The organism is Croceicoccus pelagius (assembly GCF_001661915.1).
Lineage (GTDB): Bacteria > Pseudomonadota > Alphaproteobacteria > Sphingomonadales > Sphingomonadaceae > Croceicoccus > Croceicoccus pelagius.
This window is the reverse complement of the sequence record NZ_LYWY01000006.1, coordinates 311,207-327,690: the sequence shown is the minus strand read 5'-3', so window position 1 is coordinate 327,690 and position 16,484 is coordinate 311,207. Positions and strand designations below refer to the sequence as shown.

The 16,484-nt window shown below is 62.0% G+C and carries 10 protein-coding genes and 1 pseudogene; 7 read left to right on the top strand and 4 right to left on the bottom strand.

Going from position 1 to position 16,484, the window contains the following annotated elements; translation table 11 throughout:
- The 3 genes and pseudogenes from A9D15_RS01910 to A9D15_RS01900 form a co-directional block, all read left to right on the top strand.
- Positions 1-573 (top strand): IS6 family transposase (locus A9D15_RS01910; protein ID WP_082924151.1); only part of this gene is annotated, 573 nt, incomplete at its 5' end.
- Positions 574-714: 141 nt separating this feature from the next.
- Positions 715-1,342, top strand: a pseudogene (locus A9D15_RS16870) (IS110 family RNA-guided transposase); the annotation flags it as partial.
- Between the two features lie 340 nt (positions 1,343-1,682).
- Entirely contained in the window at positions 1,683-3,467 is a 1,785-nt protein-coding gene (locus A9D15_RS01900; RefSeq protein ID WP_066761204.1) for an SLC13 family permease, read from the top strand.
- Between the two features lie 19 nt (positions 3,468-3,486).
- Here the strand turns inward: A9D15_RS01900 and fumC are convergent, their stop codons facing one another.
- Positions 3,487-4,869 (bottom strand): class II fumarate hydratase, encoded by a 1,383-nt coding sequence (fumC, locus tag A9D15_RS01895; protein WP_066761203.1) that lies wholly within the window; start codon positions 4,867-4,869, stop codon positions 3,487-3,489.
- A gap of 582 nt (positions 4,870-5,451) precedes the next feature.
- Here fumC and A9D15_RS01890 point away from each other — a divergent pair.
- The 4 genes from A9D15_RS01890 to A9D15_RS01875 are packed head-to-tail and all read left to right on the top strand — an operon-like array spanning position 5,452 to position 11,280.
- Positions 5,452-8,760: a response regulator gene (locus A9D15_RS01890; RefSeq protein ID WP_082924196.1), complete on the top strand. Its 3,309-nt coding sequence runs from the start codon at positions 5,452-5,454 to the stop codon at positions 8,758-8,760.
- Entirely contained in the window at positions 8,757-9,584 is an 828-nt protein-coding gene (locus A9D15_RS01885; protein ID WP_066761288.1) for a CheR family methyltransferase, read from the top strand. Before A9D15_RS01890 ends, A9D15_RS01885 begins: the two co-directional genes overlap by 4 nt.
- Positions 9,581-10,147 (top strand): chemotaxis protein CheB, encoded by a 567-nt coding sequence (locus tag A9D15_RS01880; protein WP_066761197.1) that lies wholly within the window; start codon positions 9,581-9,583, stop codon positions 10,145-10,147. The genes A9D15_RS01885 and A9D15_RS01880 overlap by 4 nt, the downstream gene beginning before the upstream one ends.
- Positions 10,144-11,280, top strand: coding sequence for a hybrid sensor histidine kinase/response regulator (locus A9D15_RS01875; RefSeq protein WP_066761195.1), 1,137 nt, complete (start codon positions 10,144-10,146; stop codon positions 11,278-11,280). The genes A9D15_RS01880 and A9D15_RS01875 overlap by 4 nt, the downstream gene beginning before the upstream one ends.
- 19 nt (positions 11,281-11,299) lie before the next feature.
- Here A9D15_RS01875 and lldD read toward each other — a convergent pair whose 3' ends face one another.
- The 3 genes from lldD to A9D15_RS01860 form a co-directional block, all read right to left on the bottom strand.
- Positions 11,300-12,445: an FMN-dependent L-lactate dehydrogenase LldD gene (gene lldD / locus A9D15_RS01870; protein WP_066761193.1), complete on the bottom strand. Its 1,146-nt coding sequence runs from the start codon at positions 12,443-12,445 to the stop codon at positions 11,300-11,302.
- 363 nt (positions 12,446-12,808) lie between these two features.
- A complete protein-coding gene (locus A9D15_RS01865) occupies positions 12,809-15,223 on the bottom strand; it encodes a fimbria/pilus outer membrane usher protein (protein ID WP_066761191.1) in 2,415 nt (804 codons plus the stop codon).
- Entirely contained in the window at positions 15,195-16,445 is a 1,251-nt protein-coding gene (locus tag A9D15_RS01860) for a spore coat protein U domain-containing protein (protein WP_066761189.1), read from the bottom strand. Before A9D15_RS01860 ends, A9D15_RS01865 begins: the two co-directional genes overlap by 29 nt.
- Positions 16,446-16,484 lie beyond the last annotated feature (39 nt).

Here is a 16,484-nt window from a genome sequence, read left to right as displayed (position 1 = left end):
ATTTGCCATGAGACGGTTCGGATGTGGTGGAACCGGTTCGGTCCGATGTTCGCCGCGGATATTCCTATGCAACGTGTCAGCCGAATGAAGGGCTCAAGGCATTGGCGCTGGCACCTCGACGAGGTCTTCGTGAAGATCAACGGTGAGCGACATTACCTCTGGCGCGCCGTCGATCACGAAGGTGAAGTGCTGGAGAGCTTCGTCACGAAGAGACGGGACAAGGCTGCGGCTCTGGAGTTCATGAAGAAGGCGCTGAAGCGGCACGGAAGAGCTGAGACAATCGTCACGGATGGGATGCGTTCGTACCCTGCTGCTATGCGGGAACTTGGAAATCTTGAACGCCGCGAGATGGGAAGGTGGTTCAACAATCGCGCCGAGAATTCACACCTGCCATTCCGACGAAGAGAGCGAGCGATGCAGCGATTTCGGCGAATGAAGTCCCTCCAGAAATTCGCCTCGGTTCATGCCTCTTTTCACAACCACTTCAATTCCGAACGCCACCTCGTCGATCGACAGACCTATAAGACCCGCCGCTCGGCCGCTTTGGCCGAGTGGCAGAAGCTCGTGGGCTAAGACCTGCTGCTTCCAGGGATCGCCGCGTCATTCTGAGACGAGTTGCGGTTTGACCGATGAGGTGGATGGCCCCTGTGTCCAACGATGGTGAGTCGTATTGTGGGCTGTTGTCGAAGCAACCCGTACAAAGGACCATCCACCATGGAGATTACCATGATCGGCCTTGATCTGGCCAAGTCCGTTTTCCAACTTCACGCTGTCGATGCCAAGGGCGCTGTCGTATGGCGCAAGAAGGTTCGGCGAGCAGCCCTGCTCGATACGTTGTCGAAGGTTCCTTCCTGCCTGGTCGGGATGGAGGCTTGCGCCACAGCCCATCACTGGGCGCGCGAGATTTCGGCTCTGGGCCACGAAGTCCGGCTTATGCCGCCGGCTTACGTGAAGGCTTAATCTCCGCCGTCAAAAGAACGACGCGGCTGATGCCGAGGCGATCTGCGAAGCGGTGCGGCGCCCGACCATGCGCTTCGTACCGGTCAAGAGCGCGGAGCGGCAAGCCGTCCTGGTTCTGCACCGCTCGCGCGAGCTCCTGGTCCGTCAGCGTACCATGCTCATCAATGCTATTCGTGCCCATTGCGCCGAGTTCGGCCTAATTGCAGCGCAAGGCGCGCGCGGTGCCCGTGATCTCGTTGAGCGGACTGTGCAGGCCGATAACTCGACCCTGCCGGAGGTGGCACGAGGTGTGGTCATGCTTCTGGCGGAACAACTCGAAGCGCTGGTCGCGCAAATCCAGGCGCTCAACCGACGCCTTCTGGCCTGGCATCGGCAGAGCGAGGATTGCTGATGACGATCTGAACGCGGCCGCATGGGCCGGGACAACCCGAGGTGCTGTCGGAGCTTCGTGCTCGCTAGACTAAGAGGGAACCGGCCAGCGGACACCATCAGGGCCAGCGGTCATCATGTGCCGCGCGAACAGGCCGGACAGATGACCGCACCCGACAGATCATATCAGCAACTCAATTTACCCCTTGCAGCGCAGGGGCCATCCACAAATGACAGCGCCACGATGGCCGACCGCAGTTTCATCCGAACGAGATTTCCTCGTTCAAGTGCTATAGGATGATTGCGGCAAGGAGAACCTTTTGATCCCACCATCGCCACATGCCATCGGGGCAATGCTGATCGCGATGATGGCGTTCTGGTTCTTTGCGCGCGGCCGCGTCCGGATCGAGATCGTCTCTCTCGTCCTGATCGCGGTGCTTGCGATCGGCGTCTATTTCTTCCCGATCGAGCACGAGGGATCGTACAGCGGACTTGAAATAGCCTTTGGCGGCTTCAGCCATGAAGCGCTGATCGCCATTTGCTCCCTTATGATCCTTGGCCGCGGACTGGTCGTGACAGGCGCACTTGAACCGGCTGCACGTATACTCATCCGGTTATGGAACTTCAGCAAGTTGCTGGGACTCCTGTTTTCGCTCGTCATGGGCGGTTTGATGAGCATGTTTGTGAACGACACACCAGTGCTGGTCCTGACGATGCCGATCATGATCAACCTGGCCATCCGGGCCGGCGTTCCTGCATCAAAGACCCTTATGCCGATGAATTGTGCCATCCTGATCGGCGGGATGGCTACAACGATCGGAACCTCCACCAATCTGCTGGTGGTTTCCATCGCAGAGGATATGGGCCTTCCACGATTTGGTATCTTCCATTTTACCGAGATAGCGCTTCTCGCCGCGCTGGTTGCATTGCCCTATCTTTGGCTCGTCATGCCGCACTTGCTGCCTGCTCATAGCGCGACTGACGAACAGCTGACCCGTCGGTTCCGTTCGATCCTCATCCCGACAGAAACGTCATCGGCAATCGGCCTCTCGTTGCTGGAATTGCGAGAGAAGGCTGGCGACACGCTGGATGTGGCCGGAGCCATTCGCACGGGCAGATTGCAAACCGATCCCCAGTACATCGTGCAATCCGGCGACTCCATCGAGGTCGAGGGCACGAGCACACAAGTGGAGGATTTTGGCTCCGCGATAAAAATTCCTCTTCTGCGTGCCGCAACGCAGGAAATGATGAAGGCGTTTGCACAGGACGATGGCGGCGACCACGTCACTGCGGAACTGGTCATTGGTGCCGACTCCGCCTTGATAGGCCAAACGATAATTTCTGCTCAGATTCTCGATCGTTACGGCATCGCTGTTATGGGAGTTCATCATCCGGTCCAGGACATATTCCCGCAACGACTGCGAACCGACAATGATCGTCTTGAGATAGGCGATGTGTTGTGGGTGCGGGGCAGTATCCCGGCCTTGGAGCAAATCCAGATCGGCGAAGGGGTGATGATGCTGGAGGGCGCGGTGGAAATACCGCGCACGGCCAAGGCAAGCCTTGCCTTGCTCATTTTTGCAGGAGTTGTCCTGCTCGCGGCCTTGCATCTTGTCCCGATCGCAATTGCTGCGCTTACCGGCAGTATCGTGATGCTCGCGACGGGCTGCGTAAAATTCGACCGGCTGGGACGGGCGTTGAGCGCCAAAGTCATAGTGCTGGTCGCGGCAAGCATTGCGCTTGGACGAGCGCTTCTGGAAACGGGAGCGGCAGAGTGGCTCGGCAGTTCAATGGCGCTAGGGATGCAGGGACTCCCCGCCGCGGTTGTGGTCGCAGCCATGATGGCATTTGCGACACTGATTACGAATTTCTCGTCAAACACGGCGGCGGCTGCCGTCGGCACACCCATTGCGGTGAGCCTGGCCGAACAGCTTGCCATACCGGCAGAGCCATTGGTTCTCGCCGTGTTGTTTGGGTGTAACCTTTGCTATGCCACCCCGATCGCCTATCAGACGAACATCCTGATAATGAGCGCGGGCGGGTATCATTTCCGGGATTACGTGCGCGCTGGACTGCCTCTCGTTCTGCTGATGATCTGCACGCTTTCTGTGCTGCTGGTCTGGAAATACGGGCTCTGACCGAAAGTAGTGTTTCCGATCACACCATCGAATCTGGCCTGACCAACCGGTCGAACGTCGCCGCATCAACCAATCCCAGTGCGAGTCCGGCTTCCCTGAGCGTGATGCCACACTCATGTGCATGTTTGGCGATCTGCGCGGCGGCATCATAACCGATCTCGGGCACAAGCGCCGTGACGAGCATCAGCGATCGCTCGACCAACTCGGCGATGCGTGTTTCATTGGGCGAAAGGCCATCGACGCAACGGCTCGCAAAGCTCTCCATGCCGACGGCAAGCAGGTGGATCGAGCGCATCACCGCCGCTCCGATCACCGGCTTGAACACGTTCAGCTCAAGATGCCCCTGCAACCCGCCAATCGTGACTGCCTGGTTATTACCGATCACCTGAGCGGCGACCATGGTCAGCATCTCGCATTGCGTGGGATTGACTTTGCCGGGCATGATCGAGCTTCCCGGCTCATTTGCCGGCAGTTCAAGCTCTCCCAAACCCGAACGCGGCCCCGAACCCAGAAGGCGGATGTCGTTCGCAATCTTGGTTAGCGCCACAGCCAGCCCAGCGAGCGTGCCGGACAAAGCGACGAGCGCATCATGGGTTGCCAGTGCCTCAAACTTGTTCTGTGCACTACGGAACGGGAGTTCGGTCAATCCTTTCAACTCGGCCACGAAGTCTTCGGCAAAACCGCTCGGCGCATTCAGCCCGGTGCCCACGGCTGTCCCGCCTTGCGCAACCGCAAACACATCTTCCATTCCGGCGACAATTTGTTGACGCGCGCGAACCAGTTGCTGGGCGTAGCCGGAGAACTCCTGCCCCAGTGTCAGCGGCGTTGCATCCTGCAAGTGTGTTCTGCCGATCTTGACGATGCTGCTCCATTCTTCCGACTTGGCTCGTAAGGCAGCGTGCAGCCGGTCGATGGCTGGTAAGAGATTCCGATGGACGGCAAGCGCGGTGGCAATATGCAGCGCCGTCGGGAAGCTGTCGTTAGAGGACTGGCTCTTGTTGACGTGGTCGTTTGGGTGGATAGGGCTTTTGCCGCCACGCCTTCCGATCAACAATTCGTTCGCACGGCCAGCGATTACCTCGTTAACATTCATATTGGTCTGCGTGCCGCTTCCCGTCTGCCAGATGGCGAGAGGGAACTGGTCGTCATGGTGGCCTGCGACAATCTCGCGCGCCGCGACATCGATGGCGTCTGCCAGTTTCGCGTCCAGTCCATGGCGTCGGTTAACCTGCGCCGCACCCTGTTTGACCAGTGCCAAGGCGCGAATAATCTCGATCGGCATCTGTTCCGTTTCGCCGAACGGGAAGTTCTCGATGCTGCGTTGGGTTTGCGCCCCCCAATAGGCACTCGCTGGCACCTCGATCTCGCCCAGACTGTCGGTCTCACGGCGGGTAGCATTCATGGTGGCGCTCCTTTATCGGTGCCAGAGCGGGCAGTTACCGATCCGCGGGGCGGTCGGAACATGATCCCTGCACAACATGTGGCGGCAATCTTCAAGCAGCGCAGTGTAGCGAAGCGGATTGCGAAAAACGATGGCTGCCGACGGGCGTCATTTGGATCGGACTTGTCGAACGGTTGGTTCGCAAAGCTTCAAACATACCAAGGAAAGGCTCAGCAACCTCTCGTCCGGGCACGTCTATCCTCAGCGCTCGCGTCTGCCAGTTTGGTGTAGCGGAAACCACCTTTCTCGTACTGATCACCGGGCGCGCAGAAATGTTTCGCGCGGAAAGAATTAGTGCGGAACCAAACGGTGCGCGTCTTCGTTGTAGCGGAACGCTTCCGGACCATAAGGGTCGTTGCGTTCGGGTTTGGGGTCTCTGCTAGTCCCCGCGGGTCGACTTGCGAGGGTATCCGAGTTTTGAAAAACGCATCTGGCGCGCAAGGGCTACGCTACGCTGTCAACTGGTGGGCGCTGGGCGGGCTTGCGCTCGCCATAGGCTTCTTCATCGTCACTGCCATTGCGGCATATGCCAACCTGCTGGAAATGCGGGCGAGCGAGGCACGCATACGCGATACGCACGAGGTGCTAAGCACGCTCGACGGTGTGCTGATCGCCGGTCTTGATGCCGAGACGGGGCAACGCGGTTACCTGCTGACCGGCGAGGAAGCCTATCTTGCGCCTTACGTCGAGGGCGTTGCCGAACTTCAGCGCAAGCTCGACAATCTCGAGGTCGCGACCAGCGAAAGCGGACTTCAGCGGGACAGTTTCGCGCAGCTTCGCATCGCCGTTGATATCAAGCGCCGGGAAATGTCGCGGATCATCGAACTGCGCCGTAGCGGTGCCGTCGATACCGCGTTGGCCGAAATGAACACCGATCGCGGCAAGATCGCGATGGACGGCATCCGCGAGCAACTCTCCCGCCTTCGCCGCGAAGAACTGGCTGTGCGCGAAGAAAGCGTCGCCAAACTTGCCGCCGCTTCGCAGCAGGCGGTGCTGAGCGCGATCGTGAGCAGTATTATCGGCGTCGTCCTCGCGCTTGCCATTTACGTTATGACCACGCGTGCAAACCGCGTTCGCGACCGCCAGAAGTGGCTACAGACCGCGCAAGTCGGACTTGCCGAGAAGATGCGTGGCGACAAGACGATCCCGGAGCTGTCATCCGACATCCTGAGCTTCTTGGCAGAGCACGTCCATGCGAGTGCCGGAGCGATGTTTAAGGGCGAGGGCGGCACATTCAACCGCGTCGCGACTCTTGGCGTCCCGGCCAATGCCGAGATGCCGATCACCTTCGAGAGGGGCGACGGATTGCTGGGTAAAGTGGCAAGCGATGGCGAGCCCGTGCTGCTTCGTGATGTTCCCGAAGGCTATCTGACGGTCGGCTCGGCCTTCGGCAGCGACGTTCCCCGCCATCTCGTCATCGCGCCCGCCCACATGGACGGTGTCGTCAATTCCGTGATCGAATTGGGGTTCATGGACGAGGTCGACGACCGGGTTCTCGAACTGCTTGACAGCGTTGCCGGTTCGATCGGCATCGCATTGCGCTCGGCCCGTTTCCGCGAGAAGCTGCAGGACGCGCTGGAGGAAACACAGCGTCAGGCAGGCGAGCTTCAGGCGCAGAGCGAGGAGCTGCGCGTCTCGAACGAGGAGCTTGAGGAGCAGGGCAACGCTCTCAAGGAATCGCAGGCCCGGCTGGAGCTTCAGCAGGTCGAGCTGGAGCAGACGAACAGCCAACTGGAGGAACAGGCCCAGACGCTGGAAAACCAGCGCGACGAACTGGGCCGCGCTGCCGCTTCGCTGCAGTTGAAGGCGCGCGAACTGGAGCAGGCGAGCCAGTACAAGTCCGACTTCCTCGCAAACATGAGCCACGAGCTTCGCACCCCGCTCAATTCGCTGCTCATCCTTTCCAAGCTTCTGGCCGACAATGCCGACGGCAACCTGTCGGATGACCAGATCAAGTACGCGCGGACCATCGAGTCATCGGGCAACGACTTGCTGACGCTCATCAACGATATCCTCGACCTGTCGAAGATCGAGGCCGGGCACGTCGAGATCGACGCAGCGCCGGTTTCGACCGAGCGACTGGCTGCCGACATGCGCAAGCTGTTCGAGCAAGTGGCGCGAGAGCGCGGTCTGGAGCTTAAGATCGATATCGCGCCCGACGCGCCGCAGTCGATCGAGACGGACCGGATGCGGCTGGAACAGGTTTTGAAGAACCTTTTGTCGAACGCCCTCAAGTTCACCGAGCAGGGCGGCGTTGGACTCACGATTGCGCCGGGCGATGGCGATACGCTGGACATCTCGGTTACCGACACCGGTATCGGCATTTCTCCCGAACAGCGCGATGCGATCTTCGAGGCGTTCCGTCAGGCCGATGGCACGATCAGCCGCAAGTTCGGCGGCACCGGTCTCGGCCTCTCGATCTCGCGCGAACTGGCGCGTCTGTTGGGCGGTTCGATCCGTCTCGACAGCGAAGTGGGGAAGGGCAGCACTTTCACCGTCAACGTTCCCGTGGAATACGATCCGGGCAAGGTGGCGGAAAGGGACGTCCCGAGAGAGCCGCGCACCAATACCGTCGTGCCCGTGGGCAGGTCGAAAGAGGCACCTGCAAGGACGCCCTCGAAATCCTACTCGGTCGATGATGACCGGAACAACCTGTCCGACGGCAAGCGCCTGCTGCTGGTGATCGAGGACGATGCCAATTTCGCCTCCATCGTTTGCGAGCTTTCGCGCCAGATGGGTTTCCAATGCATCGTCGCCGGCAGCGCGCAGGACGCGCTGGACCTTGCCCGCGAATACCGGCCCAACGCCATCGTGCTCGACATCGGGTTGCCCGACCAGTCGGGGCTCACCGTTCTCGACCGCCTGAAACACCAGGACGAAACGCGGCATATCCCGATCCACGTCGTCTCTGGCGAGGACCAGAGCAAGACCGCGCTTGCTTTGGGCGCTGTCGGTTTCCTCGGTAAACCGGCGCTGCGCGAACAACTGGCCGACGTGCTGGAGGGCCTGCAAGAGAAACTCACCGCCCGCATGCGGCGCGTGTTGATCGTTGAGGACGATCCGGTTCAACGTGAAGCGGTCGGCAAGCTCCTGGCATCGCGCGATGTCGAAACGGTGGGCGTGGGGACCGCGGCTGATTGCCTTAAGGAGATCGAGGAGGGCGGCTACGACTGCATCGTGCTCGACCTTTCGCTTCCCGATGCATCGGGCTTCTCGCTGATCGAAACGCTGAGTGAGGATCATCCGCAGGCCTTGCCACCGGTGATCGTCTATACCGGGCGCGACCTGTCGGCGGACGAGGAACAGCGCCTTCGCCGCTATTCGAGCTCGATAATCATCAAGGGCGCAAAGTCGCCCGAACGCCTGCTCGACGAAGTGTCCCTTTTCCTTCACCAGGTCGTGTCGGAGCTTCCACCAGAGCAGCGCCAGATGATCGAGAAGGCCCGCCACCGCGACGCCGCACTTGAGGGCAAGCGGATTTTGATCGTCGAGGACGACGTGCGGAACGTCTATTCGCTGACAAGCGTGCTCGAACCGCGCGGCGCAGTTACCCGCATCGCGCGCAACGGGCAGGAAGCGCTCGACGCACTGGCCGATGCCGCGGGCGATGCGGACAAGGCGATCGATCTTGTCCTGATGGACGTGATGATGCCTGTGATGGACGGCATGACTGCAGTGCGTTCAATCCGCGAAGACCCGCAGTGGCGTAAGCTGCCGATCATCATGCTGACCGCCAAGGCCATGCCCGACGATCAGAAGAAGTGCATGGATGCAGGCGCGAACGATTACATGTCGAAGCCCATCGACGTCGACAAACTGCTTTCGCTGGTGCGCGTATGGATGCCGAGATGACAGGCGAAACCGTCGAGGAGCTCGAGATCCAGTTGTTGCTGGACGCGCTCTATCGCCAGTATCACTACGATTTCCGGCACTATGCCCGGGCTTCGATCAAGCGCAGGCTCTTGCAGGCGCAGCGGCATTTCGGGCTCGATTCCATCTCGGCCTTGCAGTCTGCGGTGCTTCATGACGAAACGATGCTCCCGAACCTGCTGAACTACCTGACGGTGCAGGTCAGCGAGATGTTCCGCGACCCATCCTACTACAAGTCGCTTCGCGAAAAGGTCGTGCCACACCTCCATACCTATCCTTCGCTGAAAGTCTGGGTCGCAGGGTGCAGCCACGGTGAGGAACTCTATTCGCTCGCCATCCTGTTTCGGGAGGAAGGCTTGCTGGACAAGACGATCTTCTACGCGACCGACATCAATCCGGCGGCGCTGAAGGCCGCGCAAGCGGGCATCTATCCGCTCGACCGGATCCGTCAATTCACGGAAAACCACCGGCTTTCGGGCGGGCACTCCTCGCTTTCGGACTACTACAGTGCCGACTACGGGCGCGCGGTATTCGACAAGTCGCTCCGCGCGCGGACGGTCTTTTCCGACCATAGCCTCGTCACCGATGCGGCCTTTGCCGAAATGCATCTGATTTCGTGCCGCAACGTCCTGATCTATTTCGACAAGGAACTGCAGGAACGGGTCATCGGCCTGTTCGCCGAATCGCTGGCACGGCGCGGTTTTCTTGGCATCGGATCGAAGGAGAGCTTGCGCTTTTCCTCGCACGCGGACCGTTTCACCGAACACGCCCGCGAAGATCGCATCTACCGGAGGAAGGGCCGATGACCTGCGAACTGGTGGCGATCGGTGCTTCGGCGGGCGGGGTTCAGGCCCTGTCGCACGTTCTGCCGATGCTCGCAGCCGATTATCCCCGCGCCATCGCCATCGTCGTCCACGTTCCGCCGCGCAGAAAAAACGCACTGGTGAAGCTGTTTTCCGAGAAATGCCGGATGCGGGTGAAGGAGGCCGAGGACAAGGAACCCTTGCGGCCCGGAACGATCTATTTCGCGCCGCCCGACTATCACTTGCTGGTCGAGACCGATCACACGCTGGCCCTGTCGACGGAAGAGCCGGTCAACCATTCGCGTCCGGCCATCGATGTCTTGTTCGAAACAGCCGCCGATGCCTTCGGCCCCGACGTGACGGGGGTCATCATGACCGGCGCCAACCATGACGGCGCAAGCGGTTTGCAGGCCATCGCCGGCAGGGGAGGGACGGCGCTGATCCAGGATCCCGCGACGGCCGAAATGGCGGCCATGCCCGAAGCCGCCGCCCAGGCATGCGAGGGCGCGCAAATACTCACGCTGGACGAAATCGCAGCATACCTTGCCGATATGGTGGAGCCATGACCGCGCCAGAAACTCCCATCAACTTCCTGCTGGTCGACGACCTGGAGGAAAACCTCCTCGCGCTGGAAGCATTGCTGAAGCGCGACGGCGTCAACTTCCACACCGCCCGCAGCGGCGACGAGGCGCTGGAGTTGATGCTGCAGCACGACTACGCGCTGGCACTGCTCGACGTTCAGATGCCGGGCATGGACGGGTTCGAACTGGCGGAATTCATGCGCGCCAACGAACGGTCGCGGCATATCCCGATCATTTTCGTGACGGCGGGATCGGGCGACACGGCCCGCCGTTTCCGCGGATACGAGGCAGGCGCGGTCGACTTCATCCAGAAGCCGATCGAGACGGACGTGCTGCGTTCGAAGGCCGAAGTCTTCCTGAACCTGTACGATCAGCGCCGTCAGATCGCGGCGCAGCGAGACGAGCTGGCTGGCCTGACTGCGGCGCTGCGCGACGCGGATCAGCAGAAGAACCGCTTTCTCGCCGTTCTCGGGCACGAGCTGCGCAATCCGCTTGCTGTGCTCGGCTCGGGTCTCAACATCCTTGAACGCGCGAACGGACGCATCAACGAGGACGAGGTCCGCAGCGCGATGCGGCAGAACCTCGCCCACGTTTCGCGGCTGGTCGAGGACCTACTGGACATCGCGCGGATCGAACAGGGCAAGATATCCCTGCGAAAGGAATTGATGACGCTTCAAACCGTCATCCCACAGGCTCTCGACCACAATACGCAGGCGATCGATTCTGCAGGGCACGAGCTGACGGTCAGCATCCCCGAGGGACCGATCACGCTTGATGCCGATCCGGCGCGGATCATCCAGATCGTGAGCAACCTTGTCGGCAATTCGGCCCGCTATACGCCTGATGGTGGCAGGATTTCGGTCGAGGTATCACAGGTCGGCGAGCATGCCGTGATCGCGGTCAGCGACAACGGCATAGGGATTGAACCTGAAGAGCAGGAGAGGATCTTCGAGATCTTCGGCCAGGCCGCATCGGTGTCGCAAAGCGTAAGCGGCGGGCTCGGCATCGGGCTCGCGCTGGTCAAGGAACTGGTCGAGATGCATGGCGGGAATATATCCTTGAAGCGCAGTGCGCCGGGCGAGGGCAGTTGCTTCGAGATCCGCTTGCCGGTCGCCTGACAGGACCGTCAGGCGGGGCTCATGTGACGGCGAGGATCGACCGGTCGATTTCGTCAATACGGGTCACGCCGGTGAGCGACATCGCAACGCGCATTTCCGCGTCGATTAGCTTCAGTACGTGTTCTACGCCTGCCTGTCCGCGTGCGCCCAAGGCATAGGCCCACGCCCGGCCCAGCAGGACGCCCTTGGCACCCAGCGCGAGCATCCTGACAACGTCGAGGCCCGAACGGATGCCGCCGTCGGCGAGCACAGTCAGCCGGTCGCCCACGGCATCGGCGATCGGGGGTAGGGCACGAGCCGTGGACAGTACGCCGTCGAGCTGCCTTCCGCCATGGTTCGACACGACGATCCCGTCCGCGCCCAGTTCGGCCGCCTCGCGTGCGTCGTCAGGGTCCAACAGGCCCTTGATGATAAGCGGGCCACCCCATTCCGCGCGGATGAAATCCAGATCTTTCCAGTTGATGGAAGGATCGAAGTTGTTGCGCATCCACGCAAAGAAATCCTCGATCCCCGACTGGTCGCCCAGTACCGGTGCGACATTGCCCAGCGAGTGGGGCCGGCCCATCACACCGACATCCCATGCCCAGTCGGGCTTCAGGGCGCCCTGCAAGGTTCTGCGGAGCGCGCCCTTGAGCCCTTCGGCGCCTGCAAGACCGGAGTGATAGTCGCGGTAGCGGCTGCCCGGCACCGGCATGTCGACCGTGAACACGAGGGTCGAACACCCGACAGCGCGGGCGCGGGCCATCAGGTCGCGCATGAAGGCGCGGTCGCGAATCATGTAGAGCTGGAACCAGAAGGGGCTGGTCGCGGCGGCGGCGACTTCCTCTAGATTGCAGGCCGACACGGTCGAAAGCGTGAAAGGAATACCCGCACTTTCCGCCGCACGCGCCGCCTGGCACTCGCCGCGCCGGGCGTTGAGACCGGCCAGCCCGATGGGGGCGAGCGCGACGGGAAGCGCCAGTTTCTGCCCGAAGATTTCGGTCGAGAGGTTAAGGTCCGACACGTCGCGCAGCACCCGCTGGCGCAGGGCGACGCGTTTCAGGTCGTCGACATTCCGCTCGAGCGTAACTTCGGAGTAGGAGCCGCCGTCGATATATTCGAACAGGAAATGCGGCAGGCGCCTGCGGGCGAGTTCGCGGTAGTCGAGTGCGGATGCGGCGATCATGCGGCGACGTCCTGTGCTGGATATCAGGCTGAGTGGTATGCAGCGATATCGGCATCGAGGGGAGCGAAATCTGGGCGGCATGATCCAAGGGCAGTACGGTTACCAGTGCGCTTGACTGCTCTCGCGTGATCGACGCACTCGCCCCCAACCTCGAGAAACAGGATGGCTGATCGTAAATGCCAAGAAAGCTTGCCGGACGCGAGGTGAATGCAGTTGGCCTCGGCTGCATGGACGTGGCCTGGGCCTATGGCACGCCCCGAAAAGGCGGGCGAGATCGTGAACCAGCAGACCGTCGCCGGTCATCGCGATGGCGAGACCATGCGCGAGACGATCGACACCGAGGATTTCGTTTAGGTCGATGCTTCAGTCGGCCAGCGCAATGACCGTCTGACTGCACTCGGCACGGATCTCCGCCATGCCTTGAATCGCGGCAATGCCGTCCGGCACGGTGATCGTGCAGGCCTGCCCTTGGCGCACCTCGCCGCGAAGGGTCTTGGCCGGGGACAGTGCGTTATAGTCGATCAGTCCGTCATAGCCGACCATGTAGCTTTCGCCCCTGCCCGACTGCAGCATCATGCCCAGCGGCAGCGGCTTGCCGTTCGTATCGATCACGCGGACGGGGAGCGAGCGGAACGCGCTGATGTCCATTTCCACCCGGCCCACCGAACCGCGCGCAACAGCGACGCGGCGGTAGGTCGATCCGGTGATGACATCTGCGGGCAGTTCGTCGGGATCGATATCGAACTGCGTCGGCACCAGCGGAGTGACCTGTTCGACAAGCACGCGGCCCTGTTCGTCGGAGACACCGGCAAGGCGGTTCTCGCGCATCACGGTGCCGCCGCCGACATTGCCTGTTTGCACGAAGGCATAGGCCCCGCCGGTCTGGTTACGGGCAAAAACGGTGCCGCCCGTCGCGATCAGGGTGCCGCGAACGCCGGTGCGTGCGGCGATGCGGCCCGATACGTATTCGGCCTGCATCTCGGCGCGGGTGTTCGGCGTGCGATAGCTGCCGCGCCCGCTCAACCGGTCGGTGATCGCGTGGGTCGCCTCCACCGCATAGCCGTAGTCGCCCGGCTGGACGTCAGGGCGCTGGAGGCTGGCCTGCATCGACGTCCGCGAACCGTTACGCGAGACATTGCCCATGGCCTGCGTACGCTCGCCAAAGCGGTACATGACGCCGATCATCGCGCTGATCCGCGAGTTGTCGCTCTTGCGCCAAGCGAGGTCGAGCCCGACGTCGAGGCGCTCGGCCAGCGACTTTCGGGCATTTGCGCGCAGGATCGTGGTGCTGCCGGTTTGCGTGGAATAGCGGGGGTCCTTCTGCCGGGTGATCCGGCTGGCGCTGACGAGGAAGCGGGCGTCGTATTGCCTTAGGTCGAAATTAACCATCGCGTTGATCTGCGAAACGGGCAGGGCGTCCCCTGAGGCCGCCGCCAGGTCTCGGTAGCCCTTGGTGGGGAACACGCCTTCGATCCGGCCCGAAAGCCCGCGCCCGAAGGATTCGACACCCATGCGGACAAGCGCGCCCGACGAGCCGCCACCCGTGCTGCCGCGTACTTCCGCTGTTGCCAGCGCCACGCCGCCCAGCGCGACTTCGCCGTGTGCGCCAAGGTTTGCGATCCCTGCACCCAATTCACCCGATGCCCCCAGCGACAGCGTGTCGGAAAGCCCGCGGCGGGCAAGGAAAGTCGCGGCAAGGTCGTGATAGTCGGCATTGCGTTTGCCGAAATTGCGGCGGATCGTGCCGATGTTCACGCCGCCGTCCCAAAGCCCTTTGCGCAGCAATTCGCGCGAGACGTAGAGCTTGGTGGTCTGCACGACTTCGCGCCCCAGTTCATCGCGCAGAACGACCGACACTTCGCCGCGCCCCGGGCTGACCGGTACGTTGCGCACGGCAAACTCGCCTGCTTCCAGTTCGCCTGCCGAAAACCGCTTGTCGTTGATGATGAGATCGATGCCCGTCGGCACCGCGACCTGTCCGTCGAAGGCGGGGAGGGGGTAGGAAACGATGCCGGGGCGCAGCGCAAAATCGCTGGCGATCTGGATGCCGCCGAAGCGAAGCGGACGCTGGCTGTTGCTGCCGACCGTGATGTGATCGCCCACCGTGATCGTCACGCCCCGCGCGCGGTCTGCCATCTGCAGCGCGGTGTTGAGGCGCGTGACCGTATTGTAGCCGGTCGCCGGGTCGGAGAGCACGCGGAAATTCGTGCCTAACCGTTCGTCGCCGCGGGCAAGACGCGCATCGAACGATCCTGCGGCATAGCTTCCGCTGGCCCCTGCCGAGGCGGTGAGGTCGTAGTCCATCAGGAACGCGGCCATCGGGCGGAATTCCGCCGGATCGCGCATGGGGCGGCCCATGTCCTTGTAATTGACCCCATCGCTCTTGCGGAACTTCTTCACGATCAATGTCTGGTCGAGCTGGCTGAAATCCCATTTCGCCAGAATGAAATTGTCGAGCGGAACGTAACCGCCCGTTTCTGTGTCATTCGTGTCTTCGGAAACGGGCAGACCAACCATGCGAGCGTCGTCTGCATCGATGTGGAGCGTGCCGTCGATCCACGCGAGGCGGACGAGGTTTTCCTGATCCTTGCCGTCGATGCGGATCGTGGAAAGGCCGGGGCCGGACAGGTCCACGGCATCGGCAATCGTGACATTGCCGGGTAGCGCGAAAGGATCGGCCGATTGCGCCGCAGCCGGAGCGATCGACCCGGCCAGCGCCGCGATCAGCAGAAACGTCGCAGCGAGGAGATCAGCCGCAGTTCGGTTGCGCCTGGACACGGGTTTCTTCCCCGTCGACGAGAGCCGCGATCTCGATCGGGCCGGACGGGCATCCGGTGCCGATGGTCCATTCCGCGCTCGTGCTGCCCATGACATAGCGCAGTCCGCTGCGGTCGAGCGGCAGCGTCTCGCCGGTGCCGTCGTTCATGGCAACGGCGGCGATACGCACGGTCTGGCCACCCGCATTGTCGAGCAGGAGCTTGTTGCCTGCGACCTGCCAGGCCAGCTGAGCGGGCTGGGCTGTCTGCCGGTCGACGAAAAGCGGAAGCGTAAAACGAAGGCGCGGCGTAAACTCGCCGTGCCGGTTGAGCGAGGGATCGGGAAGCTGGTCGATCGCGACGCGATAGCGCTTCTCTGTTTCGCCCGGCTGCGTGGTGCGGACCACGCGGAAAACCTGGGTGTCGCCCGGCTTGATCTGGATGATCGAGGGGGAGACGGTAACGTCGGTGGTGGGCGAGTAGACGTCCTTGCCGTCCACCTGGTCCCACGCGAAAATGCGGACCTGAACGCCGATCTTGCGGGTGGCGGGGTTGCGCAGGCGTAGGATCTCGGCGGTCTGGGCACCGTCGAGTTCGAGACGCAGCGGTGCCACCGAGATGTTCGCACCCCTGTCCGAAGCCGCGCCCGCCGGGGATGCAGGTGCGTCGGACGTTTCCGCTGCCAAGGGGCTGGTAGCGGCCAGAAGGGCGAGCAGGGCGATGGCACCGTTACGCATTGTCAGATCGCGCCGATCAGAAGTGACCGTGACGGTCACGGTATCTTCGTAGGAGCCTGCAACGACCGGTACGGCCGAAACGGGGATGCGGCCATAGGCGGTGATGTCGACGAGCCCTGTGGTGGCGACGCCGCCGACGGTGTTGCCCGCCGTGTTGCCCCAGATCGAGCTGCGTGCGGCATCAGTGTAGATCTCGTAAGGGATCACGTCTGCTGCGCCAGCCGAGTTGCCGAGGTAGCGCTGACCGCCGCCAGCAGAGTTGAGGCCGACGTCCATTGCAACATCGTAGTTGGCGCCGACGGTGCAGAGCAGCGAAACGGTAGCCGACGCGTCGATGTCCTGCGAACCGAGCACGGGGATCGTGCCGAATGCCATCGGGGTTGCGCTGACTTCACATGCGTCGAGCACTTCTGCCGTGACCGGCATCGTCGTGTCGTCGGTGCCGGCGTAGGCCGGTGCCGCGATCAGCGCCGCAGCGACGCCGCCGATCTTCAGGATGGTCTTCATGGGGTGGTCTCCCTGTTGTGCTGACCCGAAAAGGGTAAA

Bases quoted from the DNA above. Each gene is read 5' to 3' on its own strand.
- A9D15_RS01875 (WP_066761195.1), top strand. From the start codon at position 10,144: ATGACCGCGCCAGAAACTCCCATCAACTTCCTGCTGGTCGACGACCTG.
- A9D15_RS01860 (WP_066761189.1), bottom strand. From the start codon at position 16,445: ATGAAGACCATCCTGAAGATCGGCGGCGTCGCTGCGGCGCTGATCGCG.
- fumC (WP_066761203.1), bottom strand. From the start codon at position 4,869: ATGAATGCTACCCGCCGTGAGACCGACAGTCTGGGCGAGATCGAGGTG.
- A9D15_RS01885 (WP_066761288.1), top strand. From the start codon at position 8,757: ATGACAGGCGAAACCGTCGAGGAGCTCGAGATCCAGTTGTTGCTGGAC.
- A9D15_RS01890 (WP_082924196.1), top strand. From the start codon at position 5,452: ATGCGGGCGAGCGAGGCACGCATACGCGATACGCACGAGGTGCTAAGC.
- lldD (WP_066761193.1), bottom strand. From the start codon at position 12,445: ATGATCGCCGCATCCGCACTCGACTACCGCGAACTCGCCCGCAGGCGC.
- A9D15_RS01900 (WP_066761204.1), top strand. From the start codon at position 1,683: ATGCTGATCGCGATGATGGCGTTCTGGTTCTTTGCGCGCGGCCGCGTC.
- A9D15_RS01880 (WP_066761197.1), top strand. From the start codon at position 9,581: ATGACCTGCGAACTGGTGGCGATCGGTGCTTCGGCGGGCGGGGTTCAG.